Annotated in this window: 16 protein-coding genes; 1 reads left to right on the forward strand and 15 read right to left on the reverse strand. The window is 64.9% G+C overall.

The annotated features are described in order from the left end of the window. Nucleotides 1-8 precede the first annotated feature (8 nt). Both J3485_RS12630 and J3485_RS12635 read right to left on the reverse strand, forming a co-directional pair. Nucleotides 9-824, reverse strand: a complete 816-nt coding sequence (locus tag J3485_RS12630; protein ID WP_206952831.1) for an enoyl-CoA hydratase — start codon at nucleotides 822-824, stop codon at nucleotides 9-11. A 105-nt stretch (nucleotides 825-929) separates the two neighbouring features. Beyond that, entirely contained in the window at nucleotides 930-1,853 is a 924-nt protein-coding gene (locus tag J3485_RS12635; protein WP_206952833.1) for a histone deacetylase family protein, read from the reverse strand. A 268-nt stretch (nucleotides 1,854-2,121) separates the two neighbouring features. On the opposite strand from J3485_RS12635, the gene mltB reads away from it, so the two are divergent. Continuing rightward, nucleotides 2,122-3,453 (forward strand): lytic murein transglycosylase B, encoded by a 1,332-nt coding sequence (mltB, locus tag J3485_RS12640; RefSeq protein WP_206952835.1) that lies wholly within the window; start codon nucleotides 2,122-2,124, stop codon nucleotides 3,451-3,453. A gap of 201 nt (nucleotides 3,454-3,654) precedes the next feature. Here mltB and cysM read toward each other — a convergent pair whose 3' ends face one another. The 13 genes from cysM to hisC all read right to left on the reverse strand — a co-directional run bounded on the left by cysM (nucleotide 3,655) and on the right by hisC (nucleotide 17,102). Further along, nucleotides 3,655-4,557 (reverse strand): cysteine synthase CysM, encoded by a 903-nt coding sequence (cysM, locus tag J3485_RS12645; RefSeq protein WP_206955790.1) that lies wholly within the window; start codon nucleotides 4,555-4,557, stop codon nucleotides 3,655-3,657. Nucleotides 4,558-4,779: 222 nt separating this feature from the next. Next, a complete protein-coding gene (locus J3485_RS12650) occupies nucleotides 4,780-5,145 on the reverse strand; it encodes a ComEA family DNA-binding protein (RefSeq protein WP_206952837.1) in 366 nt (121 codons plus the stop codon). 77 nt (nucleotides 5,146-5,222) lie between these two features. Beyond that, complete coding sequence (gene rfaD / locus J3485_RS12655; RefSeq protein WP_206952839.1) at nucleotides 5,223-6,215, reverse strand: ADP-glyceromanno-heptose 6-epimerase; 993 nt, start codon at nucleotides 6,213-6,215, stop codon at nucleotides 5,223-5,225. A gap of 69 nt (nucleotides 6,216-6,284) precedes the next feature. Then, complete coding sequence (rfaE1, locus tag J3485_RS12660; RefSeq protein ID WP_206952841.1) at nucleotides 6,285-7,328, reverse strand: D-glycero-beta-D-manno-heptose-7-phosphate kinase; 1,044 nt, start codon at nucleotides 7,326-7,328, stop codon at nucleotides 6,285-6,287. Then, nucleotides 7,315-8,721, reverse strand: coding sequence for a UDP-glucose dehydrogenase family protein (locus J3485_RS12665; protein WP_206952843.1), 1,407 nt, complete (start codon nucleotides 8,719-8,721; stop codon nucleotides 7,315-7,317). The genes rfaE1 and J3485_RS12665 overlap by 14 nt, the downstream gene beginning before the upstream one ends. A gap of 145 nt (nucleotides 8,722-8,866) precedes the next feature. Further along, nucleotides 8,867-10,045: a lipopolysaccharide assembly protein LapB gene (lapB, locus tag J3485_RS12670; protein WP_206952845.1), complete on the reverse strand. Its 1,179-nt coding sequence runs from the start codon at nucleotides 10,043-10,045 to the stop codon at nucleotides 8,867-8,869. A 47-nt stretch (nucleotides 10,046-10,092) separates the two neighbouring features. Then, on the reverse strand, nucleotides 10,093-10,386 hold the full coding sequence (locus J3485_RS12675) for a lipopolysaccharide assembly protein LapA domain-containing protein (protein ID WP_206952847.1): 294 nt from the start codon (nucleotides 10,384-10,386) through the stop codon (nucleotides 10,093-10,095). A 414-nt stretch (nucleotides 10,387-10,800) separates the two neighbouring features. Then, nucleotides 10,801-11,124: an integration host factor subunit beta gene (locus J3485_RS12680; protein WP_206952849.1), complete on the reverse strand. Its 324-nt coding sequence runs from the start codon at nucleotides 11,122-11,124 to the stop codon at nucleotides 10,801-10,803. A 22-nt stretch (nucleotides 11,125-11,146) separates the two neighbouring features. Continuing rightward, nucleotides 11,147-12,859 (reverse strand): 30S ribosomal protein S1, encoded by a 1,713-nt coding sequence (gene rpsA / locus J3485_RS12685; RefSeq protein WP_206952852.1) that lies wholly within the window; start codon nucleotides 12,857-12,859, stop codon nucleotides 11,147-11,149. A 146-nt stretch (nucleotides 12,860-13,005) separates the two neighbouring features. Further along, nucleotides 13,006-13,680 carry a (d)CMP kinase gene (cmk, locus tag J3485_RS12690; RefSeq protein ID WP_206952854.1) on the reverse strand — a complete coding sequence of 225 codons (675 nt, stop codon included), beginning with the start codon at nucleotides 13,678-13,680 and terminating at the stop codon, nucleotides 13,006-13,008. A 13-nt stretch (nucleotides 13,681-13,693) separates the two neighbouring features. Continuing rightward, nucleotides 13,694-14,998 (reverse strand): 3-phosphoshikimate 1-carboxyvinyltransferase, encoded by a 1,305-nt coding sequence (aroA, locus tag J3485_RS28920; RefSeq protein WP_242538562.1) that lies wholly within the window; start codon nucleotides 14,996-14,998, stop codon nucleotides 13,694-13,696. 12 nt (nucleotides 14,999-15,010) lie between these two features. Then, on the reverse strand, nucleotides 15,011-15,925 hold the full coding sequence (locus tag J3485_RS28925; RefSeq protein WP_309477013.1) for a prephenate dehydrogenase: 915 nt from the start codon (nucleotides 15,923-15,925) through the stop codon (nucleotides 15,011-15,013). A 64-nt stretch (nucleotides 15,926-15,989) separates the two neighbouring features. Then, nucleotides 15,990-17,102: a histidinol-phosphate transaminase gene (gene hisC, locus J3485_RS12700; protein ID WP_206952856.1), complete on the reverse strand. Its 1,113-nt coding sequence runs from the start codon at nucleotides 17,100-17,102 to the stop codon at nucleotides 15,990-15,992. Between the last annotated feature and the right edge of the window lie 88 nt (nucleotides 17,103-17,190).

Raw genomic sequence — 17,190 nt, forward strand, 5'->3', positions numbered from 1 at the left:
ACGCTGCGTCACGCGTTCCAGTTCGGCTTGCGCTTTTCGATGAACGCTTGCATACCTTCCTGCGCAGCGGGGTCGATCGCGTTGCAAGCGATCGTTTGGCCCGCCATCTGGTAGGCCGCCTCGATCCCCGTCTCGAGTTGACGGTAGAACAGCGACTTGCCCATGCGCACCGCGGCGGCCGGTTTGTCGCAAATCCGCTTGGCGAGCGCCGCGACGTCGGCATCGAGCGCGTCGAGCGGCGTCATATGGTTGATGAGGCCAAGCTCGCGCGCTTTGGCCGCATCGATGAAATCGCCCGTCACGAGCATCTCGAATGCCGCCTTGCGCGGGATGTTGCGCGAGAGCGGCACGGCCGGCGTGGCGCAGAACAAGCCGTAGTGAATGCCCGAGGTGGCGAAGCGCGCCGTATCGGCAGCCACGGCAAGATCGCACATCGCGACGAGCTGGCAGCCCGCCGCCGTTGCGATCCCTTGCACGCGCGCGATGACGGGCTGCGGCATCCGCTGAATCGTCATCATCAGCGTCGAGCAGCGCGCGAACAGCGTTTGATAGAACTCGAGCGACGGCGCGGCGCGCAATTCCTTCAAATCGTGCCCCGCGCAGTAGGCCCGCCCTTGCGCCGCGAGCACGACGACGCGCGCATCCGATTGCGCGATCGCCGACAGCGCCGCTTGCAGTTCGGCAATCACCTGCTCCGACAGCGCGTTGAAGGCCTCGGGCCGATTGAGTGTGACGCGTACGACACCAGGCAGTTCGTACGCATCGTGTTCGATGAGCAGCGCACCGGACGAAGGAGAAGCGGAAGACGATGCAGGGCGTTCCATGTTGAGTTGCCTCCTAGGAGCGATGAACGGCGAGCGGCGGCCCTTTCATGCATGGGTCCGGCAAACGCGCAGGCGCAAGACGTGCACGCCGCCCGCTACCGAACGTCAAAGTCCGGCCAGCGCGCGCACGTGCGCGACGACGCTGCGTCCGAGCGCCGACAAGTTATAGCCGCCTTCGAGGCAGCTAACGATCCGCCCGCGCGCGTGGCGCTCGGCCACGCGGCGGATTTGATCCGTGATCCAGGTGTAGTCGCTTTCGACGAGCCCCATGTTGCCGAGATCGTCTTCGCGATGCGCATCGAACCCGGCCGACACGAAAATCATCTCGGGCTTGAATGCCTCGAGCCGCGGCAGCCACACGAGATCGACCGCCTCGCGCACCGACGCGCCCGGCGTTCGAGCCGGCATCGGCAAGTTGACCATGTTGGACGCCTGGTTGTCCGCGCCGCTGAACGGATAGAACGGATGCTGAAAGAAGCTGCACATCAGCACCCGCTCATCGCCGGCGAACGCCGCCTCGGTCCCGTTGCCGTGGTGCACGTCGAAATCGACGATGGCGACGCGCGCGAGACCGCGCACGTCGAGCGCATGGCGCGCGGCGATCGCCACGTTGTTGAAGAAGCAAAAGCCCATCGCGCGCGCGGGCTCCGCATGATGGCCGGGCGGGCGCACGCTGCAGAACGCGTTGTCGTAGCGCGCGTCGATGACCGCGTCGGTCGCGGCCACGGCAGCGCCGGCCGCACGCAACGCCGCTCGCCACGTGTACGGATTCATGGCCGTGTCGGGATCGATCCACGCGCGGCCTTCGTGCGGCGCGCTGCGTTCGACGAAATCGATATGGGCGCGCGTATGCACGCGTGCGAGATCGGCGATCTCGGCAAGCGGTCCGCTCTCGCGCTCGATCAACTCGGCGATTCGGCTCGCGATCAATTGGTCCTCGATCGCGACGAGACGCTCCGGGCATTCCGGATGCCCCGGCCCCATCTCGTGCAGCAGGCAATCGGGATGTGAGTAGAAAGCGGTCGCCATGATCGTTCGTCCGCCGCCGGCGCGGCATGTCTCCAAGGTTGCTTCGTCGGCCGCCGATCGGGCCTGCGATCGGACAACGTTACCACAGGCGGGCGGCCGCGCTCTCATGCACGACGCGCCACGTAGACGCACGGACACGCGGCGGGCATCGCCGATGCTAGCCTGCCGGTGCCCGCCATGTGGACGTCATGCGTCGACTCGGGCCGCGGCTGTTCCGCCTGCGGCGGCCGTTCGCTATACTGCGCCGAACCCTTGCCCTTGCCCTCATATGACCGGTCAACCCGCATCATCCGCAGCAAACCGGCGACGCCTCGCCGTGCTCGTCGCCCTCACGCTCGGCGCCGCCGTTTCCTGGCAAGGCGCTTACGCCCAAAGCACCGCCCCGACCGCCTCGTCAGTCGCTGCGCCAGCCAAGCGCACCGCCCGCCTCGCGCAAGGTCAGCCGCCGGAGTCAGCCCAATCCGGATCCACGTTCGAAGAAGAGATCATTCCGCAGCGCTACGCCGACAACGCGGACGTCAACGCATTCATCGACGACATGGTCGCCCGCTACGACTTCGATCCGACGGCGCTGCACACGTTGTTCGCCGGCGTCAGCTACTCGGCCACGGCGGTCAAGCTCGTCACGCCGGCGCCCAAGCCGTTCGCCAAGAACTGGCGCATCTATCAGGCGCGCTTCCTCGATCCCGTACGCATCAACGCAGGCGCGAAGTTCTGGCGCGAAAACCGCGCGACGCTGCAACGCGCCTACGAGCAGTACGGCGTGCCGCCCGAAGTCGTCGTCGGCATCATCGGCGTCGAGACGATGTACGGACACTACATGGGCAACTTCCGCGTGCTCGACGCGCTGACGACGCTCGCGTTCGACTACCCGAACACGCCGAACCGGGCCGAACGCGAGATGACGTTTCGCAAGAACCTCGAGGATTACCTCGTCTGGACACGCGACGCCCAGCTCGACCCGACGACCGTGCTCGGTTCGTACACGGGCGCCATCGGCATTCCGCAGTTCCTGCCGAGCAGCATCGTGAAGTACGCCGTCAACTACGACGGCAATAGCCACATCGACCTGCGCACGAGCCCGGCGGACGCGATCGGCAGCGTGGCGAACTATCTCGCGCAGAACGGCTGGGAAAACGGGCGCCCCGTGATCTGGCACATCGCACCGGACGCGGGCAGTCTCGGCATCGCGCAGGCGGCGGCGGACGGGCAACCCGAGCCGCACTGGCCGCTCGCGCAACTGCTGCGCGCGGGGATGCTGCTCGACGAGCCGGGGCTCGACATGGCATCCGAAGACAGCACGCCCGTCACCGTCATCGACTTGCCTACGCCGGGGCAGCCGACCGCGTACATGCTCGGCCTGCAGAACTTCTACGTGTTGACGCGTTACAACCGCAGCTTCTTCTACGCGCTGGCGGTCTACGAACTCGGCCTGCGGGTCAAGGCGCGCGTCGAAGAGGAAGCGCCGGGCATGACGGCATCGGCGCCAGGCATTTCGGCGCCCGCGCCGACAGCCTCGCCTTCGCCGGCGGCGTTGCTTGGGCAGCCTGCACAGCCCCCAGCACCGACGGCCCGCCAGCAGCCGCAAATGCCGCAGTAGTTGCAAGCCGGCGCGCTGCTGTGTCGAGGATGCCGCTAACTTGTGGGCTGCGACCATCGACCGAAAATATACGCGCCGCCCCGCGCGGGGCGTAGCTGTTCAAGTCGCTAGGACGATTCCAGAGCGAGCGCGCACGCGGCTTGCAACAGCGCGACACGCGCTTCGCGTCGAACGAGATACCGATCGAACACGCGCGCCGGATCAAGCCGGGAACACACCCGTCGACAAATAGCGATCGCCACGATCGCACACGATGAAAACAATCGTCGCATTCTCGACTTGCCGTGCGAGGCGCAATGCCACCTCGCAGGCACCGCCCGACGAGATACCGCAAAAAATCCCTTCGACCGCCGCCAAGCGACGCGCCGTTGCCTCGGCCGCAGCCTGCGAGACGTTTTCGGTGCGATCGACGCGCGCGCGATCGAAAATTTTCGGCAGATAGGCCTCGGGCCATTTGCGGATGCCCGGGATACGCGAGCCCTCTTCGGGCTGCGCACCGACGATCTCGATCGCCGGGTTCTGCTCCTTCAGGTAACGAGAGACACCCATGATCGTGCCGGTCGTCCCCATCGACGAAACGAAATGCGTGACGCGACCTTCCGTGTCGCGCCAGATTTCAGGGCCCGTCGCTTCGTAATGCGCGACCGGATTGTCGGGGTTGGCGAATTGATCGAGGATGACGCCGCGCCCGTCGCGCTGCATCTGCTCGGCCAGGTCGCGTGCGTATTCCATGCCGCCCTTTACCGGGGTCAGCACGATTTCCGCACCGTACGCGGCCATGCTTTGGCGCCGCTCGACCGACAAATCCTCGGGTAGGAGCAGCACCATCTTGTAGCCGCGAACCGCAGCGGCCATCGCGAGCGCGATGCCGGTATTGCCGCTCGTGGCCTCGATCAGCGTGTCGCCGGGCTTGATGCGACCACGCGCCTCCGCTTTCTTGATCATCGACAGGGCCGGCCGGTCCTTCACCGAGCCCGCGGGGTTGTTGCCTTCCAGCTTCGCTAGGACAACGTTGTTTCGGCTGCGAATGTCGTCGTCGGTCAAGCGGACGAGCTGGACGAGCGGCGTATTGCCGATCGTGTCTTCGATGGTCTTGTAGGGCATGGGCGTATGCGCGCGGTGCGCCGTGATCTTGAGCAATGGGAATCGGTCCGATTGTAAAGCACCGGGCCGGTCATCGCCCGGTAGGGTCTTTCGGCAACCCCAACAGGGCGCGCACCAAGCAAAAAACCCGCGGTAAATCGCGGGAAACCGCCGGTGAAACATGACGGCTGAAGGAGCCTGCGAGAAACGCGCACCGCACGCGCACCGCACGCGCCCGGCGTGCTACGACGAGCGCGCCGACATACCGGGGAAAGGTTCGATGGGTGCGAGCGGCTTCGGCCCTACGACGACCGTACTCGGCCGCGACGGCACCGTATGTCGAACGGCGCCCACCGTGAGTCCTTCGGCCTCCAAACGTTCGATGGCCTGCCCACCCAAACCCTTGACCCGTTGCCCGAGATCGTCGGCATCTTTGAAAAGGCCGCCCGCGGCACGTTCGTCGACGATCGCCTTGGCCTTCGCGGGACCGATGCCTTTGATGCCGCGCAGCGCTGCCTCGTCGGCAGTGTTGACGTCGACGGCATGAGCGAAGAAAGCGGGAAACGCGGCGATAAGCACCGCCGCTAGCAAGACGAAGCGCTTGAACATGTGAGGCCTCCAGCAGAAAAAAGCCGGCCGGCGAGCGCCGACCGTGAGGCCTCAGTCTAAGCAGTGCACCCCGCGCGTCACAGTTGGCCGGATAGCCAACGCACGTATCGATCGACGCCTTCCTGCACGGTCAGAAACGGCGCATCGTAGCCGGCCGCGCGCAAGCGCGCGGGATCGGCCTGCGTGAAGCACTGATACTTGCCGCGCAGCGCATCCGGGAACGGTATGTACTCGATGAGCCCGCGCTGGACCATCTCCGCCAGCGAGAGGGCCGGCTGATTCTCGAGGGCGCGCAGCGTGTTGACCACGGACGTGGCGATATCGTTGAACGGTTGCGCGCGCCCCGTTCCTAGGTTGAAGATGCCCGATTTTTCCGGGTGATCGAAGAAGAACAAGTTCACTTTCGCGACGTCTTCGACCGACACAAAGTCGCGCGTCTGCTCGCCGGCCGCATAGCCGTTGTACTCGCCGAACAGCTTGACCTTGCCCTCGGCGCGGAATTGATTGAAGTTGTGGAACGCAACCGACGCCATGCGGCCTTTGTGCGCTTCGCGTGGCCCGTAGACGTTGAAATAGCGAAAGCCCACGATCTGGCTTTTCGCGCTCGGCATGACGCGGCGAACGATTTGGTCGAACAGGAACTTCGAGTAGCCGTAGACGTTCAGCGGCGCCTCGACTTCGCGCTCCTCCACGAAGCGGGTCGAGCCGCCGTAGATCGCGGCCGACGAAGCGTAGAGGCACTGAGCGCCTTGCGCGAGGCACGCGTCGAGCACGGCGCGGCTGTAGCGGAAATTGTTCTCCATCATGTAGCGGCCGTCGGTTTCCATCGTGTCCGAGCAGGCGCCCTCGTGGAATACGGCTCGCACCTTGCCGAAATCGCCGCGCGCGAAACGTTCGACGAATTCCGTTTTATCCAGGTAGTCGTCGATCTCGCAATCGACGAGGTTCTTGAACTTGTCGGCGCGCGTAAGGTTGTCGACGGCAATGATGCGCGTCTCGCCGCGCGCGTTGAGCGCCTTGACGAGGTTGGCGCCGATGAAGCCCGCGGCTCCGGTGACGATGAGAGTCATGATCGTGATAACGGTTGTTCGATAACGATGATAGGCGCTTGACGCCGGCGGCGTTTCGCGCGGCGCGCTTTACCGTGCATCCTGCGGAAACAGTTCGTCGTAGTCGACGGTGGCCGTACCGAGCTTACCGACGACGATCCCCGCCGCGCGGTTGGCCAGTGCAACGGCGTCCACGAGCGGCACCTTCGCGGCGAGCATGACGGCCAACGTGGCGATCACGGTGTCGCCGGCGCCGGAGACGTCATACACCTCCCGCGCAACGGCAGGCGCCGTGAGCACGCTTCCGTCTGCGGCAAACAGCGTCATGCCTTCCTCGGAGCGCGTGAGCAAAAGCGATTCGATCTCGAGCGATGCACGCAGCGCAGCGACGCGCGCACGCAAATCTTCCTCCGACTTCCACTGCCCCACCACCTCGCGCAACTCCGCCCGGTTCGGCGTGATCAGCGTAGCGCCGCGATAACGCTCCCAGTCGTCGCCCTTCGGATCGACCAATACGTTCTTACCGGCGGCTCGGGCCTTCGCGATCATCTGCGTGACATGCGTGAGGCCGCCCTTCGCGTAGTCCGACATCAGGATGACGTCGTGCGAGGCCAGCAGCGCGTCGAAGCGCGCCAAGCCGGCGAGCAGCGCCTCATGGGCCGGCGTGTTCTCGAAATCGACACGCAGCAATTGCTGCTGGCGCGAGAGCACGCGCAGCTTGATCGTCGTCGACAGGTCGGGATCGCGCTCCAAATGCGGTGCCACGCCGCTGTCTTTGAGCAACTCGACGATGCGCTCGCCCGGCTCGTCGCCGCCGACGACGCAGAGCAGCCCCGCCTCGGCACCGAGCGCCGCCGCATTGCGCGCGACGTTCGCGGCACCGCCGAGGCGGTCTTCCTGCCGTTGCACGTGCACGACCGGTACGGGCGCTTCGGGCGAAATACGATTGACGTCGCCAAACCAGTAGCGATCGAGCATGACGTCGCCGACGATCAACACCCGCGCGTTGCCGAGGCGCTCGCGCGGCACGGCCGGCACTTCGGCCGAACACGTTGTAGCGGGTACGCCCGCCGCGCTCTTCACGCTGCTGCCCGTTTGCGGCGCCGGCGCTTGCGAGACTTCAGGTGCGCGCATGGGTTGCGGTATCGAGTTGGACATAGGGACGCCCGATCGCGTAGTAGTCAATGCCGAGTTCGGCCATCGCCAGCGGTTCGTAGAGATTGCGCCCGTCGAAAATCACGGGCGCCTTCAGCACCGACTTCAAGTGCGCGAAATCGGGGCTCTTGAATTCCTTCCATTCGGTGACGATCACGAGCGCATCGGCGCCCGCGACCGTCTCGTCTTGCGCCGTGCCGAACGTCAGCCGCGAGAGCGCGTCCGGCGCGTCGGCCAGATCGAGCGCGAAGACGCGACGCGCCTCGTCGAGCGCCACGGGGTCGTAGGCCCGTACGCGCGCGCCGCGCGAAAGCAATGCCGCGATCAGGGGCCGGCTAGGGGCCTCGCGCATATCGTCGGTATTCGGCTTGAACGCGAGCCCCCAGACGGCAAACGTGCGCCCCGTCAGATCTGCGCCGAGACGCTCGACGATCTTGTCGACGAGCACTTCCTTTTGCTCTCGATTGACGTCTTCGACGGCTTCGAGAATGCGCAGGCGCTGCCCGTTCTCGCCGGCCGTGCGCACGAGCGCCTGCACGTCCTTCGGGAAACACGAGCCGCCGTACCCGACGCCCGCGTACAGGAAGTGATAGCCGATGCGCGGATCGGAGCCGATACCTCGGCGCACTTGTTCGATATCGGCCCCGACGCGATCGGCCAGATTCGACATTTCGTTCATGAAGGAAATGCGTGTGGCGAGCATCGCATTGGCCGCATATTTCGTGAACTCGGCCGAGCGCACGTCCATATAGAGCGTGCGTTCGTGATTCCGATTGAATGGCCCATACAGGCGTTTCATCTTCTCGCGTGCAATGAGCCCCGCCTCGTCGTCGTCGATACCGATCACGATGCGGTCGGGCCGCATGAAATCGTCGACCGCCGCCCCCTCCTTCAGGAACTCGGGGTTCGAGACGATCGAGAACCGATGCGCCGCGCTGCCGGCAAGCCCACGTCCTTCGAGCTCCGCAGCCATGACGGCGCGCACGCGTTCAGCCGTGCCGACGGGTACCGTCGATTTGTCGACGACGACCTTGAAGCCGTTCGAGTAGCGGCCGATGTTGCGCGCCGCTTCGAGCACGTATTGCAAATCGGCCGAACCGTCCTCGTCGGGCGGCGTGCCCACCGCGATGAATTGCACGTCGCCGTGCTCGACGCTGGCCTTCACATCGGTCGAAAACGTAATGCGTCCGTGAGCACGCGTGCGCGCGATGATCTCCTGCAACCCGGGCTCGTGAATCGGTACGCCGCCGTTGTTCAGGATATCGATCTTGCGCGGATCGACGTCGAGGCAGAAAACGTCGTTGCCGATTTCGGCCAGGCACGCACCCGTGACGAGACCGACGTAACCCGTGCCGATGATGGTGATTTTCATACGCGTTCCGTAGTTGGTGCCGGCCCAACAGCCGGCGCTCGGTAGCGGGCAGCTTCACGCGCCTTCACGCGTGCGCCGCGCCGCCACCGGCGGTCATCATGAGGCCTCACGCGTCCGCCGTTCGAGGTGGCGCGAGCGCGAGGCATCAGGCCTGCGCCGCCGCGATCGGCTCGATACGGCGCGGCGCATACGTTTCCCAGCCGCTGCAGCCCGGACACTGCCAATAGAACAAGCGCGCCCGGAAACCGCAATTTTGGCACGTGTAACGTGGCAAATTTTTGGTGCGCTGCTTAATCAGCGTGCGCATCAGATCCAACTCGCCGCGGCGCGGCTCTTCGGCCGACTCGATCTGCGCGTCGAGCAGGCGCGTCATGCCGGAGAGGTTCGGCGCCGCTCGCATTTGGGCGCGGGCCAACGCATGCGCCGCGTCCGCCCCGCATAATTGCGCGACATGCGGATAGGCGACGTCGAGCAAATCGCTCGAACCATATCGCTCGACATAGCCCGTGAGTAGCGCGGCGCCTTCCTGTGGGCGCGACAGTGCAGCGTACGCCTTCATCAACTTGTCGGCGACGAGCGGCAGGTAAGACGGATTCTGCGACTCGACGCGCCGCCACGCCTCGATCGCCGTGGCTTGATCGCCACGCGCCGCTGCCACGTCGCCCGCCAGAATCGTCGCGCGCACGTTGCCGGAATTGGCCTTCAGCGCGCGCTCGAGTTGCGCGTCGGCGTCAACGACGTCCTTGCGCTGCAACGCCTCTTGCGCGAGCTCACAGTAAAACTGCGCGATCTCCTTGGCCAGCGGATCGGCACCCATCGTCTCGAGCCGTCGCGCTGCGTCGATTGCCTTGGCCCATTCCTTTTCGATCTCGTAGATCGTCAGCAGCGCACGCTGTGCGTCGCGGGCGTACTCGCCGGCATCGAGCCGACCCAACGCCTCCTCGGCACGATCGAGCAGCCCCGCTTTGAGAAAGTCCTGGCCGAGTTCGAACAGCGCATGATCGCGTTCGTTCACCGGCAGATCGGCGCGGCTCAGCAGGTTTTGATGGATGCGGATCGCCCGATCGGTTTCCCCGCGCCGGCGGAACAGATTGCCGAGCGCGAAGTGCAATTCGATCGTCTCAGGGTCGAGCTTGACGACCTCGATGAACGCGTCGATCGCCTGGTCGGGCTGTTCGTTGAGCAGGAAGTTCAAGCCGCGAAAGTACGACCGCGGCAAATTGGCGCTTTCGGACAGCAGCGTCTTCAAGTCGTAGCGCGATGCCATCCATCCGAGCGCGAACGCGACGGGAATGACGAGCAGCCACCAAAAATCGAGATCCATGCGAAGGTCGAAAGAGCGAGGGGAAGAATGTGCGCAAAGCCGTGCGCTCAAATGACAGGCGGCATCGGCGGCTCGACCGCGACCGGCGGCGTGTCCTCGCGCGCGGCGCGCAGATCGCGCCTCAAGCGAGCGTTCTCGAGCTTGAGGCGCACGACAGCCGGGAACGCGGAAACGAGCCCCGCGAGCAGACCCACCGCGAAAAACGCCAGCCCGATCAGGATCAGCGGTGCTTGCCATTCATAACCGGCGAACTTCACCGTCGCACTCTGCGTATTGGCCAGCGCGAGAACGAGCAGCACCACGAACACGAGCACACGGATCAACCAGACGATAAATTTCATAAAGACTCTCTCGGCGGCGACTGCGGTTGTCGTGCGGGCGGCGCCGCGCCTGTCGATGCTGCTGCCTTCGCTGCACCGCCCGACGCAGCGGCGCCCAAGCAAAAGTGCCCGTATTGTAATGGAAAGGATGGCGCTAAGGCCGCGGCGCCGGGCCGCCGCGTCGATGGCGTGCAGACGGCCCCGTGTACGGCTAGGTCGACTGCTCGTGGCTCGTGGCTCGTGGCTCGCGCCGACGCATGCGCGCATTGCATCCCGTAGCGCTGTGTAGCACGCGCACCAATAAAAAAGCGCCCGAAGGCGCTTTTTCGAATCGTTTTGCCGGTTCTTCACTGTCGGCGTGGGCGCCGACGACGGGACCGACGGCAAGCCCACAACGCACCGCGCGACACCCGCACGGGGCACCGCTCGCTGCGCTCACAGATCGTCGTCCGCCTGGCTGAGCTCGAGCGGCTCGCCGGCCCGGCCATCCACCCGTTCGCGCAGTTCCTTACCGGGCTTGAAGTGCGGCACGTGCTTTTCGGGCACGTGCACCTTCTCACCCGATTTCGGATTGCGCCCGACACGAGACGGGCGACGGTTCAGACCGAAGCTGCCGAAGCCGCGAATTTCAATGCGATGCCCTTTGGCCAACGCCTCGGACATCGCATCGAGCATCGTCTTGACCGCGAAATCCGCATCCTTGAGAACAAGTTGCGAAAATCGCGTTGCCAACTGGGCGACCAATTCCGATTTGGTCATGCTGCGGCAGACCTCTTAAGGCTTACTGATTCTGGCCGTCGAGCTTGGCCTTGAGCAATGCGCCAAGATTCGTCGTGCCCGATGCCGCCGAGCTCGTGTCGGCCGCGAGGCCGCGCATCGCTTCTTGCTGCTCGGCCGAATCCTTGGCCTTGATCGACAGGTTGATGCCGCGCGACTTGCGATCGATGTTGATGATCATCGCGTTGACCTTGTCGCCGTCCTTCAGCACGTTGCGCGCGTCTTCGACACGGTCTTGCGCGATTTCCGACGCACGCAGGTAGCCTTCGACGTCGGCCGTGAGCGCAATGACGGCGCCCTTGGCGTCGACCGACTTCACGATGCCGTCGACGATCGAACCCTTGTCGTTCATCGCCACGAAGTTGCTGAACGGATCGCCTTCGAGCTGCTTGATGCCGAGCGAAATGCGTTCCTTCTCGACGTCGATGCCGAGCACGACCGCTTCCACTTCGTCGCCCTTCTTGTACTTGCGGACGGCTTCTTCGCCGGTTTCGCTCCACGACAGATCCGACAGGTGAACGAGACCGTCGATGCCGCCGGGCAGACCGATGAACACGCCGAAGTCGGTGATCGACTTGATGGCGCCGCTGATCTTGTCGCCCTTCTTGAAGTTGCGGCTGAAGTCATCCCACGGGTTCGGCTTGCACTGCTTCATGCCGAGGCTGATACGACGACGGTCTTCGTCGATCTCGAGCACCATGACTTCGACTTCGTCGCCGAGCTGAACGACCTTCGACGGAGCGACGTTCTTGTTCGTCCAATCCATTTCCGAAACGTGCACCAGACCTTCGATGCCCGATTCGACTTCGACGAACGCGCCGTAGTCGGTGATGTTCGTAACCTTGCCGAACAGGCGCGTGCCCGACGGGTAGCGGCGCGAGATGCCTTCCCACGGATCGTCGCCCAGTTGCTTGATGCCGAGCGAGACGCGGTTCTTCTCTTGGTCGAACTTGAGGATCTTGGCCGTGACTTCTTGGCCGACCGACAGCACTTCGCTCGGGTGACGCACGCGACGCCACGCGATGTCGGTGATGTGCAGCAGACCGTCGATGCCGCCGAGGTCGACGAACGCGCCGTAATCGGTGATGTTCTTGACCACGCCGTTGACGATCGCGCCTTCCTTGAGCGTCTCGAGCAGCTTCGCGCGCTCTTCGCCTTGCGTCGCCTCGATGACGGCGCGGCGCGACAGCACGACGTTGTTACGCTTGCGATCGAGCTTGATGACGCGGAATTCGAGCGTCTTGCCTTCGTACGGCGTCGTGTCCTTGACGGGACGCGTGTCGACGAGCGAACCCGGCAGGAACGCGCGAATGCCGTTGACCATGACGGTCATGCCGCCCTTGACCTTGCCCGTGATCGTGCCGGTCACGAGTTCGTTGTTGTCGAGCGCTTTTTCCAGCGACAGCCACGAAGCGAGACGCTTGGCCTTGTCGCGCGACAGGATCGTGTCGCCATAACCGTTTTCGAGCGCGTCGATCGCGACCGAAACGAAGTCGCCCGCCTGCACTTCGACCTCGCCCGCGTCGTTCAGGAACTCTTCGAGCGGAATGTAGGCTTCGGACTTGAGACCCGCATTGACGACCACGAAGTTGTGGTCGACACGCACGACTTCGGCGGAAATCACTTCGCCGGCGCGCATATCTTGCTTGGTGAGCGACTCTTCGAAGAGGGCCGCGAAAGATTCGGTGTTCGGGTTGGAGGTTTGCAGGTCGGACATAAAAATCGTAATTGCATGGCTTCGCGGGTGTCAGTGCCAGCGGCAAAAAGCTGCGAAAGGCTGGTCACACAGCGACGTCGATGCGAGCGCCATACGGGGTTAAGGGTTGATACCAAGCTTGACCGCCACCTTGGCTGGCCAAGCGCCTACTGCTCCCGATACCACTTCACCACTTCATCGACCGCCTGGTCGATCGAGAGTGCCGAGGTATCGAGCAGCTTCGCGTCTGCCGCGGGCTTAAGCGGCGCGGCGGCGCGATTGCTGTCGCGTTCGTCGCGCTCGCGCAAATCCCGGAGCAAGTCATCCATATTAGCAGAAAACCCTTTTTGGATCAATTGCTTATACCGTCTGGCCGCGCGAGCCTCGACACTGGCCGTCAGAAACACCTTCAAGATGGCGTCGGGAAAGATCACGGTGCCCATGTCGCGGCCGTCGGCCACGAGCCCCGGCTCCTTGCGGAACGCCCGCTGGCGCGCCACGAGCGCCGCGCGCACGTCCTGGTGGACGGCGATCGCCGAGGCTCGGTTGCCGACCGCCTCGGCGCGGATCTCGCTCGAAACGTCGATGCCGTCGAGTTGCGCACAGCCCTCGCGAAACGTGATGTGCAGGTCGTTCACGAGCGCGGCGAGCGCCTGCTCGTCGGTTGCCGCGATCTCGTAGCGCACGCTCGCGAGCGCGGCGAGACGATACAGCGCGCCGCTATCGAGCAAATGGAAGCCGAGCTGGGCGGCGACGAGCGCCGCGACGGTGCCCTTGCCGGAAGCGGTCGGGCCGTCGATGGCAATGACGGGAGTCTGGTGAAACGGGCGAGTCGGTTTCATCTAGGCAAAAAGGTCAAACGCCAACGAGCGTCTTGAAGCGGTCGAAATAATCGGGAAACGTCTTGCCGACGCACTTCGGATCGTTGATCCGCACGGGCACGCCGCCCAGCGAAACGAGCGAGAAGCACATCGCCATGCGGTGATCGTCGTAGGTGTCGATCGCGGCGTTCGGGGTGAGCCGCGCGGGCGGTGTCACGACGAGAAAGTCTTCGCCCTCCTGCACCGTCGCGCCGACCTTGCGCAGCTCCGTGGCCATTGCCGCGATCCGATCCGTCTCCTTCACGCGCCAACTGCCGATGTTGCGCAACGTCGTCGTGCCGCTCGCGAACAGCGCGCAGACGGCGATCGTCATTGCAGCGTCGGGAATCAGGTTGAAGTCCAGATCGACCGCTTCGAGCCGGCCGTGATCGTGGCCGACACCGCGCACTTCGATCCAATCCTCCGCCATCGTGACGTTCGCGCCCATCGCGGTCAGTGCGTCGGCGAACGCCACGTCGCCCTGGATGCTTGCGCGCCCTACGCCGACGACGCGCACGGGCCCGCCCGCGAGCGCGCCGGCGGCAAGGAAATAGGAGGCCGACGAGGCATCGCCTTCGACCATGATCGCGCCCGGCGACTGGTAACGCACACCGGCCGGCACCGTGAACCGCTGCCAGTCTTCTCGCACAACCGTCACGCCGAACCGTTCCATCAGCTTCATCGTGATCTCGATGTACGGCTTGGAGATCAGCTCGCCCTCGACTTCGACGACGGTTTCGCCGTTTTTCGCACGCACGAGCGGCAGCGTCATCAAAAGTGCCGTCAGGAACTGGCTCGACACATCACCGCGCACGCGAATCGGCTCATCGACCGCGATCGTTCCGGCGCGGATACGCAGCGGCGGATAACCTTCGTTCGCCTCGTAGTCGATGCGCGCACCGATTTGGCGCAGCCCATCGACGAGATCGCCGATCGGCCGCTCGTGCATTCGCGGCACGCCGTGCACGCGGTAGTCGCCGCCGTTGACGGCGAGCGCGGCCGTGAGCGGACGAATCGCCGTGCCGGCATTGCCGAGGAAGAGATCGGCCGTTTTCGCCGTGAACGCGCCGCGCGTGCCCTGCACGACGCAGCGCTCGCCTTCGCGCGTGAATTTCACGCCGAGCTTCTCGAGCGCATCGAGCATGACGCGCGTGTCGTCCGAATCGAGCAGATTCGAGATGGTCGTCTCGCCTTCGGCCAATGCCGCCAGCAAGAGCACGCGGTTCGAAATGCTCTTCGAGCCGGGCAGGCGGATCGTGCCTTGTGCCCGGGAATAGGGTCCGAGATCGAGGTAATCCATGAACAGTCCTTTTTATTTCGGGGCGCGACCGCCGCGTTCCTGCCATTCGCTGCGCGCTTCGCGCGAGCGGGCGAACACGGCCTCGAGCGTCGCGCCGTCGCCTGCCACGATCGCCGCTCGCAAGCGCGCGAGCACCGCCGTATAGCCGTCCAGTTCGTCGACGAGCGCATCCCGGTTCGCCAAGCAGACATCGCGCCACATTTCGGGACTCGACGCCGCGATGCGCGTGAAATCGCGAAAACCACCGGCTGCGAAAGAAAATTTCAACGCCGCATCGGGTGCGCTCAAGATGCGCTCGACGAGCGCAAATGACAACAGATGCGGCAAGTGGCTGACCGAGGCAAACACCTGGTCGTGCTGCTCGTGGCTCATCGCGCTCAGCAGCGCGCCCGTTGCCCGCCACATCGCCTCGATGCGCGCGACGTCGTCCGGCCGATTCTCGGGCAGCGGACACAGCACGACATTGCGCCCGACGTACAGATCGGGCAGCGCAGCTTCGACGCCGCTCGACTCGCGCCCCGCGATCGGGTGGCCAGGCACGAATTGGGCAATACGCGCGCCGAGCGCCGAGCGCGCGGCGGCAACGACGTCCGATTTCGTGCTGCCGGCGTCCGTCACGATCGTCTCGGCATCCAGAAACGGCACGATGCGCTCGAGCAGCGACTGCGTCTGCGCGACGGGCGCCGCGAGCAGCACCAGATCCGCGCCCGCGAGCGCGGCCGACAGTTCGGCGTCGTCGTCGAGCCCCGCGACGTCATCGACGATGCCGAGTTCGCGCGCGCGCTGCGCCGACGCACGCGAACGGCCGACGCCGACGATGCGCCCGCCGCGGGCCGCGCCGTCCCGCTCGCGCAAGGCGCGCGCCAGCGAACCGCCGATGAGCCCCACGCCGAAAATCACGAGTTTGTCGAAAGTGAACGTGGTCACGAATGGCTCACAAGCGGAAGGGAAGCGCGCGCATTCGGCGCGCGCAAGGTTCGTCGCGCGGCGTTCACGGCTGCGCGAGCGTCTTTTCGAGTGCGGCGACGAACACCTCGTTCTCCTCGGGCAAGCCGATCGTCACGCGCAGCCATTGCGGCAGCCCGTAACTGCCGACCGGACGCACGATCACGCCCTGCTTGAGCAGCCCGAGATTGACGCGCGCGCCGGCGCCGTCGTCGTTGCCGACGCGCACGAGCACGAAATTGCCGAACGAGGGGACGTACTCAAGGCCGAGCTTGTCGAACGCTTGCGTCAGCACGCGATAGCCGGCGGCATTGAGCGCGGCCGTCTTTTCGAGGAAGGCGGTATCGCCGAGCGCGGCAATCGCGGCGGCCTGCGCCATCGTATTGACGTTGAAAGGCTGGCGCAGCCGGTTCAAGAGATCGGTCAACTCCGGCTGAGCGATCGCGAAACCGACGCGCAGCCCGGCAAGGCCGAACGCCTTCGAGAACGTGCGCGAGACGACGAGATTCGGATAGCGACGCACCCAGGCGATGGAATCGTAGCGATGCTCGGCCGCGAGGTACTCGGTATAGGCCTCGTCGAGCACGACGACGACACGCCGGGGCACTCGCTCGAGCAACGCCTCGAGGGCCGCACCTTCGATGAACGTACCGGTCGGATTGTTCGGGTTGGCGATGAAGACGAGGCGCGTATCTTCTTCGATCGCCGCGAGCATCGCGTTCAGATCATGGCCGTGCTCGACGGCAGGCACGACGATCGCGCGCGCGCCGAGCCCTTGCGTCGCCAATGCGTAGACCGCGAACGAGTACTGCGAATAGACGACCGACTGTCCCTTTTCGACGAATGCATGCGCGGCGATTTCGAGAATATCGTTGCTGCCGTTGCCGAGCGTGATCCACTCGGCCGGCACGCCGTAGCGCGCCGCGAGCGCGGCCTTGAGTTCGAACGCGTTCGCGTCGGGGTAGCGGCCAAGGTCGGCCGCCGCGCGCACCATCGCGGCCTTGGCCGACTCGGGCATGCCGAGCGGGTTTTCGTTCGACGCGAGCTTCACGATGCGCGCCTCGTCGAGCCCGAACTCGCGCGCAACCTCCGAGATCGGCTTGCCGGCGACGTACGGGGCGATTTGGCGCACGTAGGAAGGGCCGTATTGCATTGTCATGAATATCTCCAAAGCGGACGGTGCGAATTCGTTGGACTCATCGATGCGCGAGCATATCCGTCGCCGACGCTCGTTGAGATCGAGTCGA

This window comes from Trinickia acidisoli, from assembly GCF_017315725.1.
Lineage (GTDB): Bacteria > Pseudomonadota > Gammaproteobacteria > Burkholderiales > Burkholderiaceae > Trinickia > Trinickia acidisoli.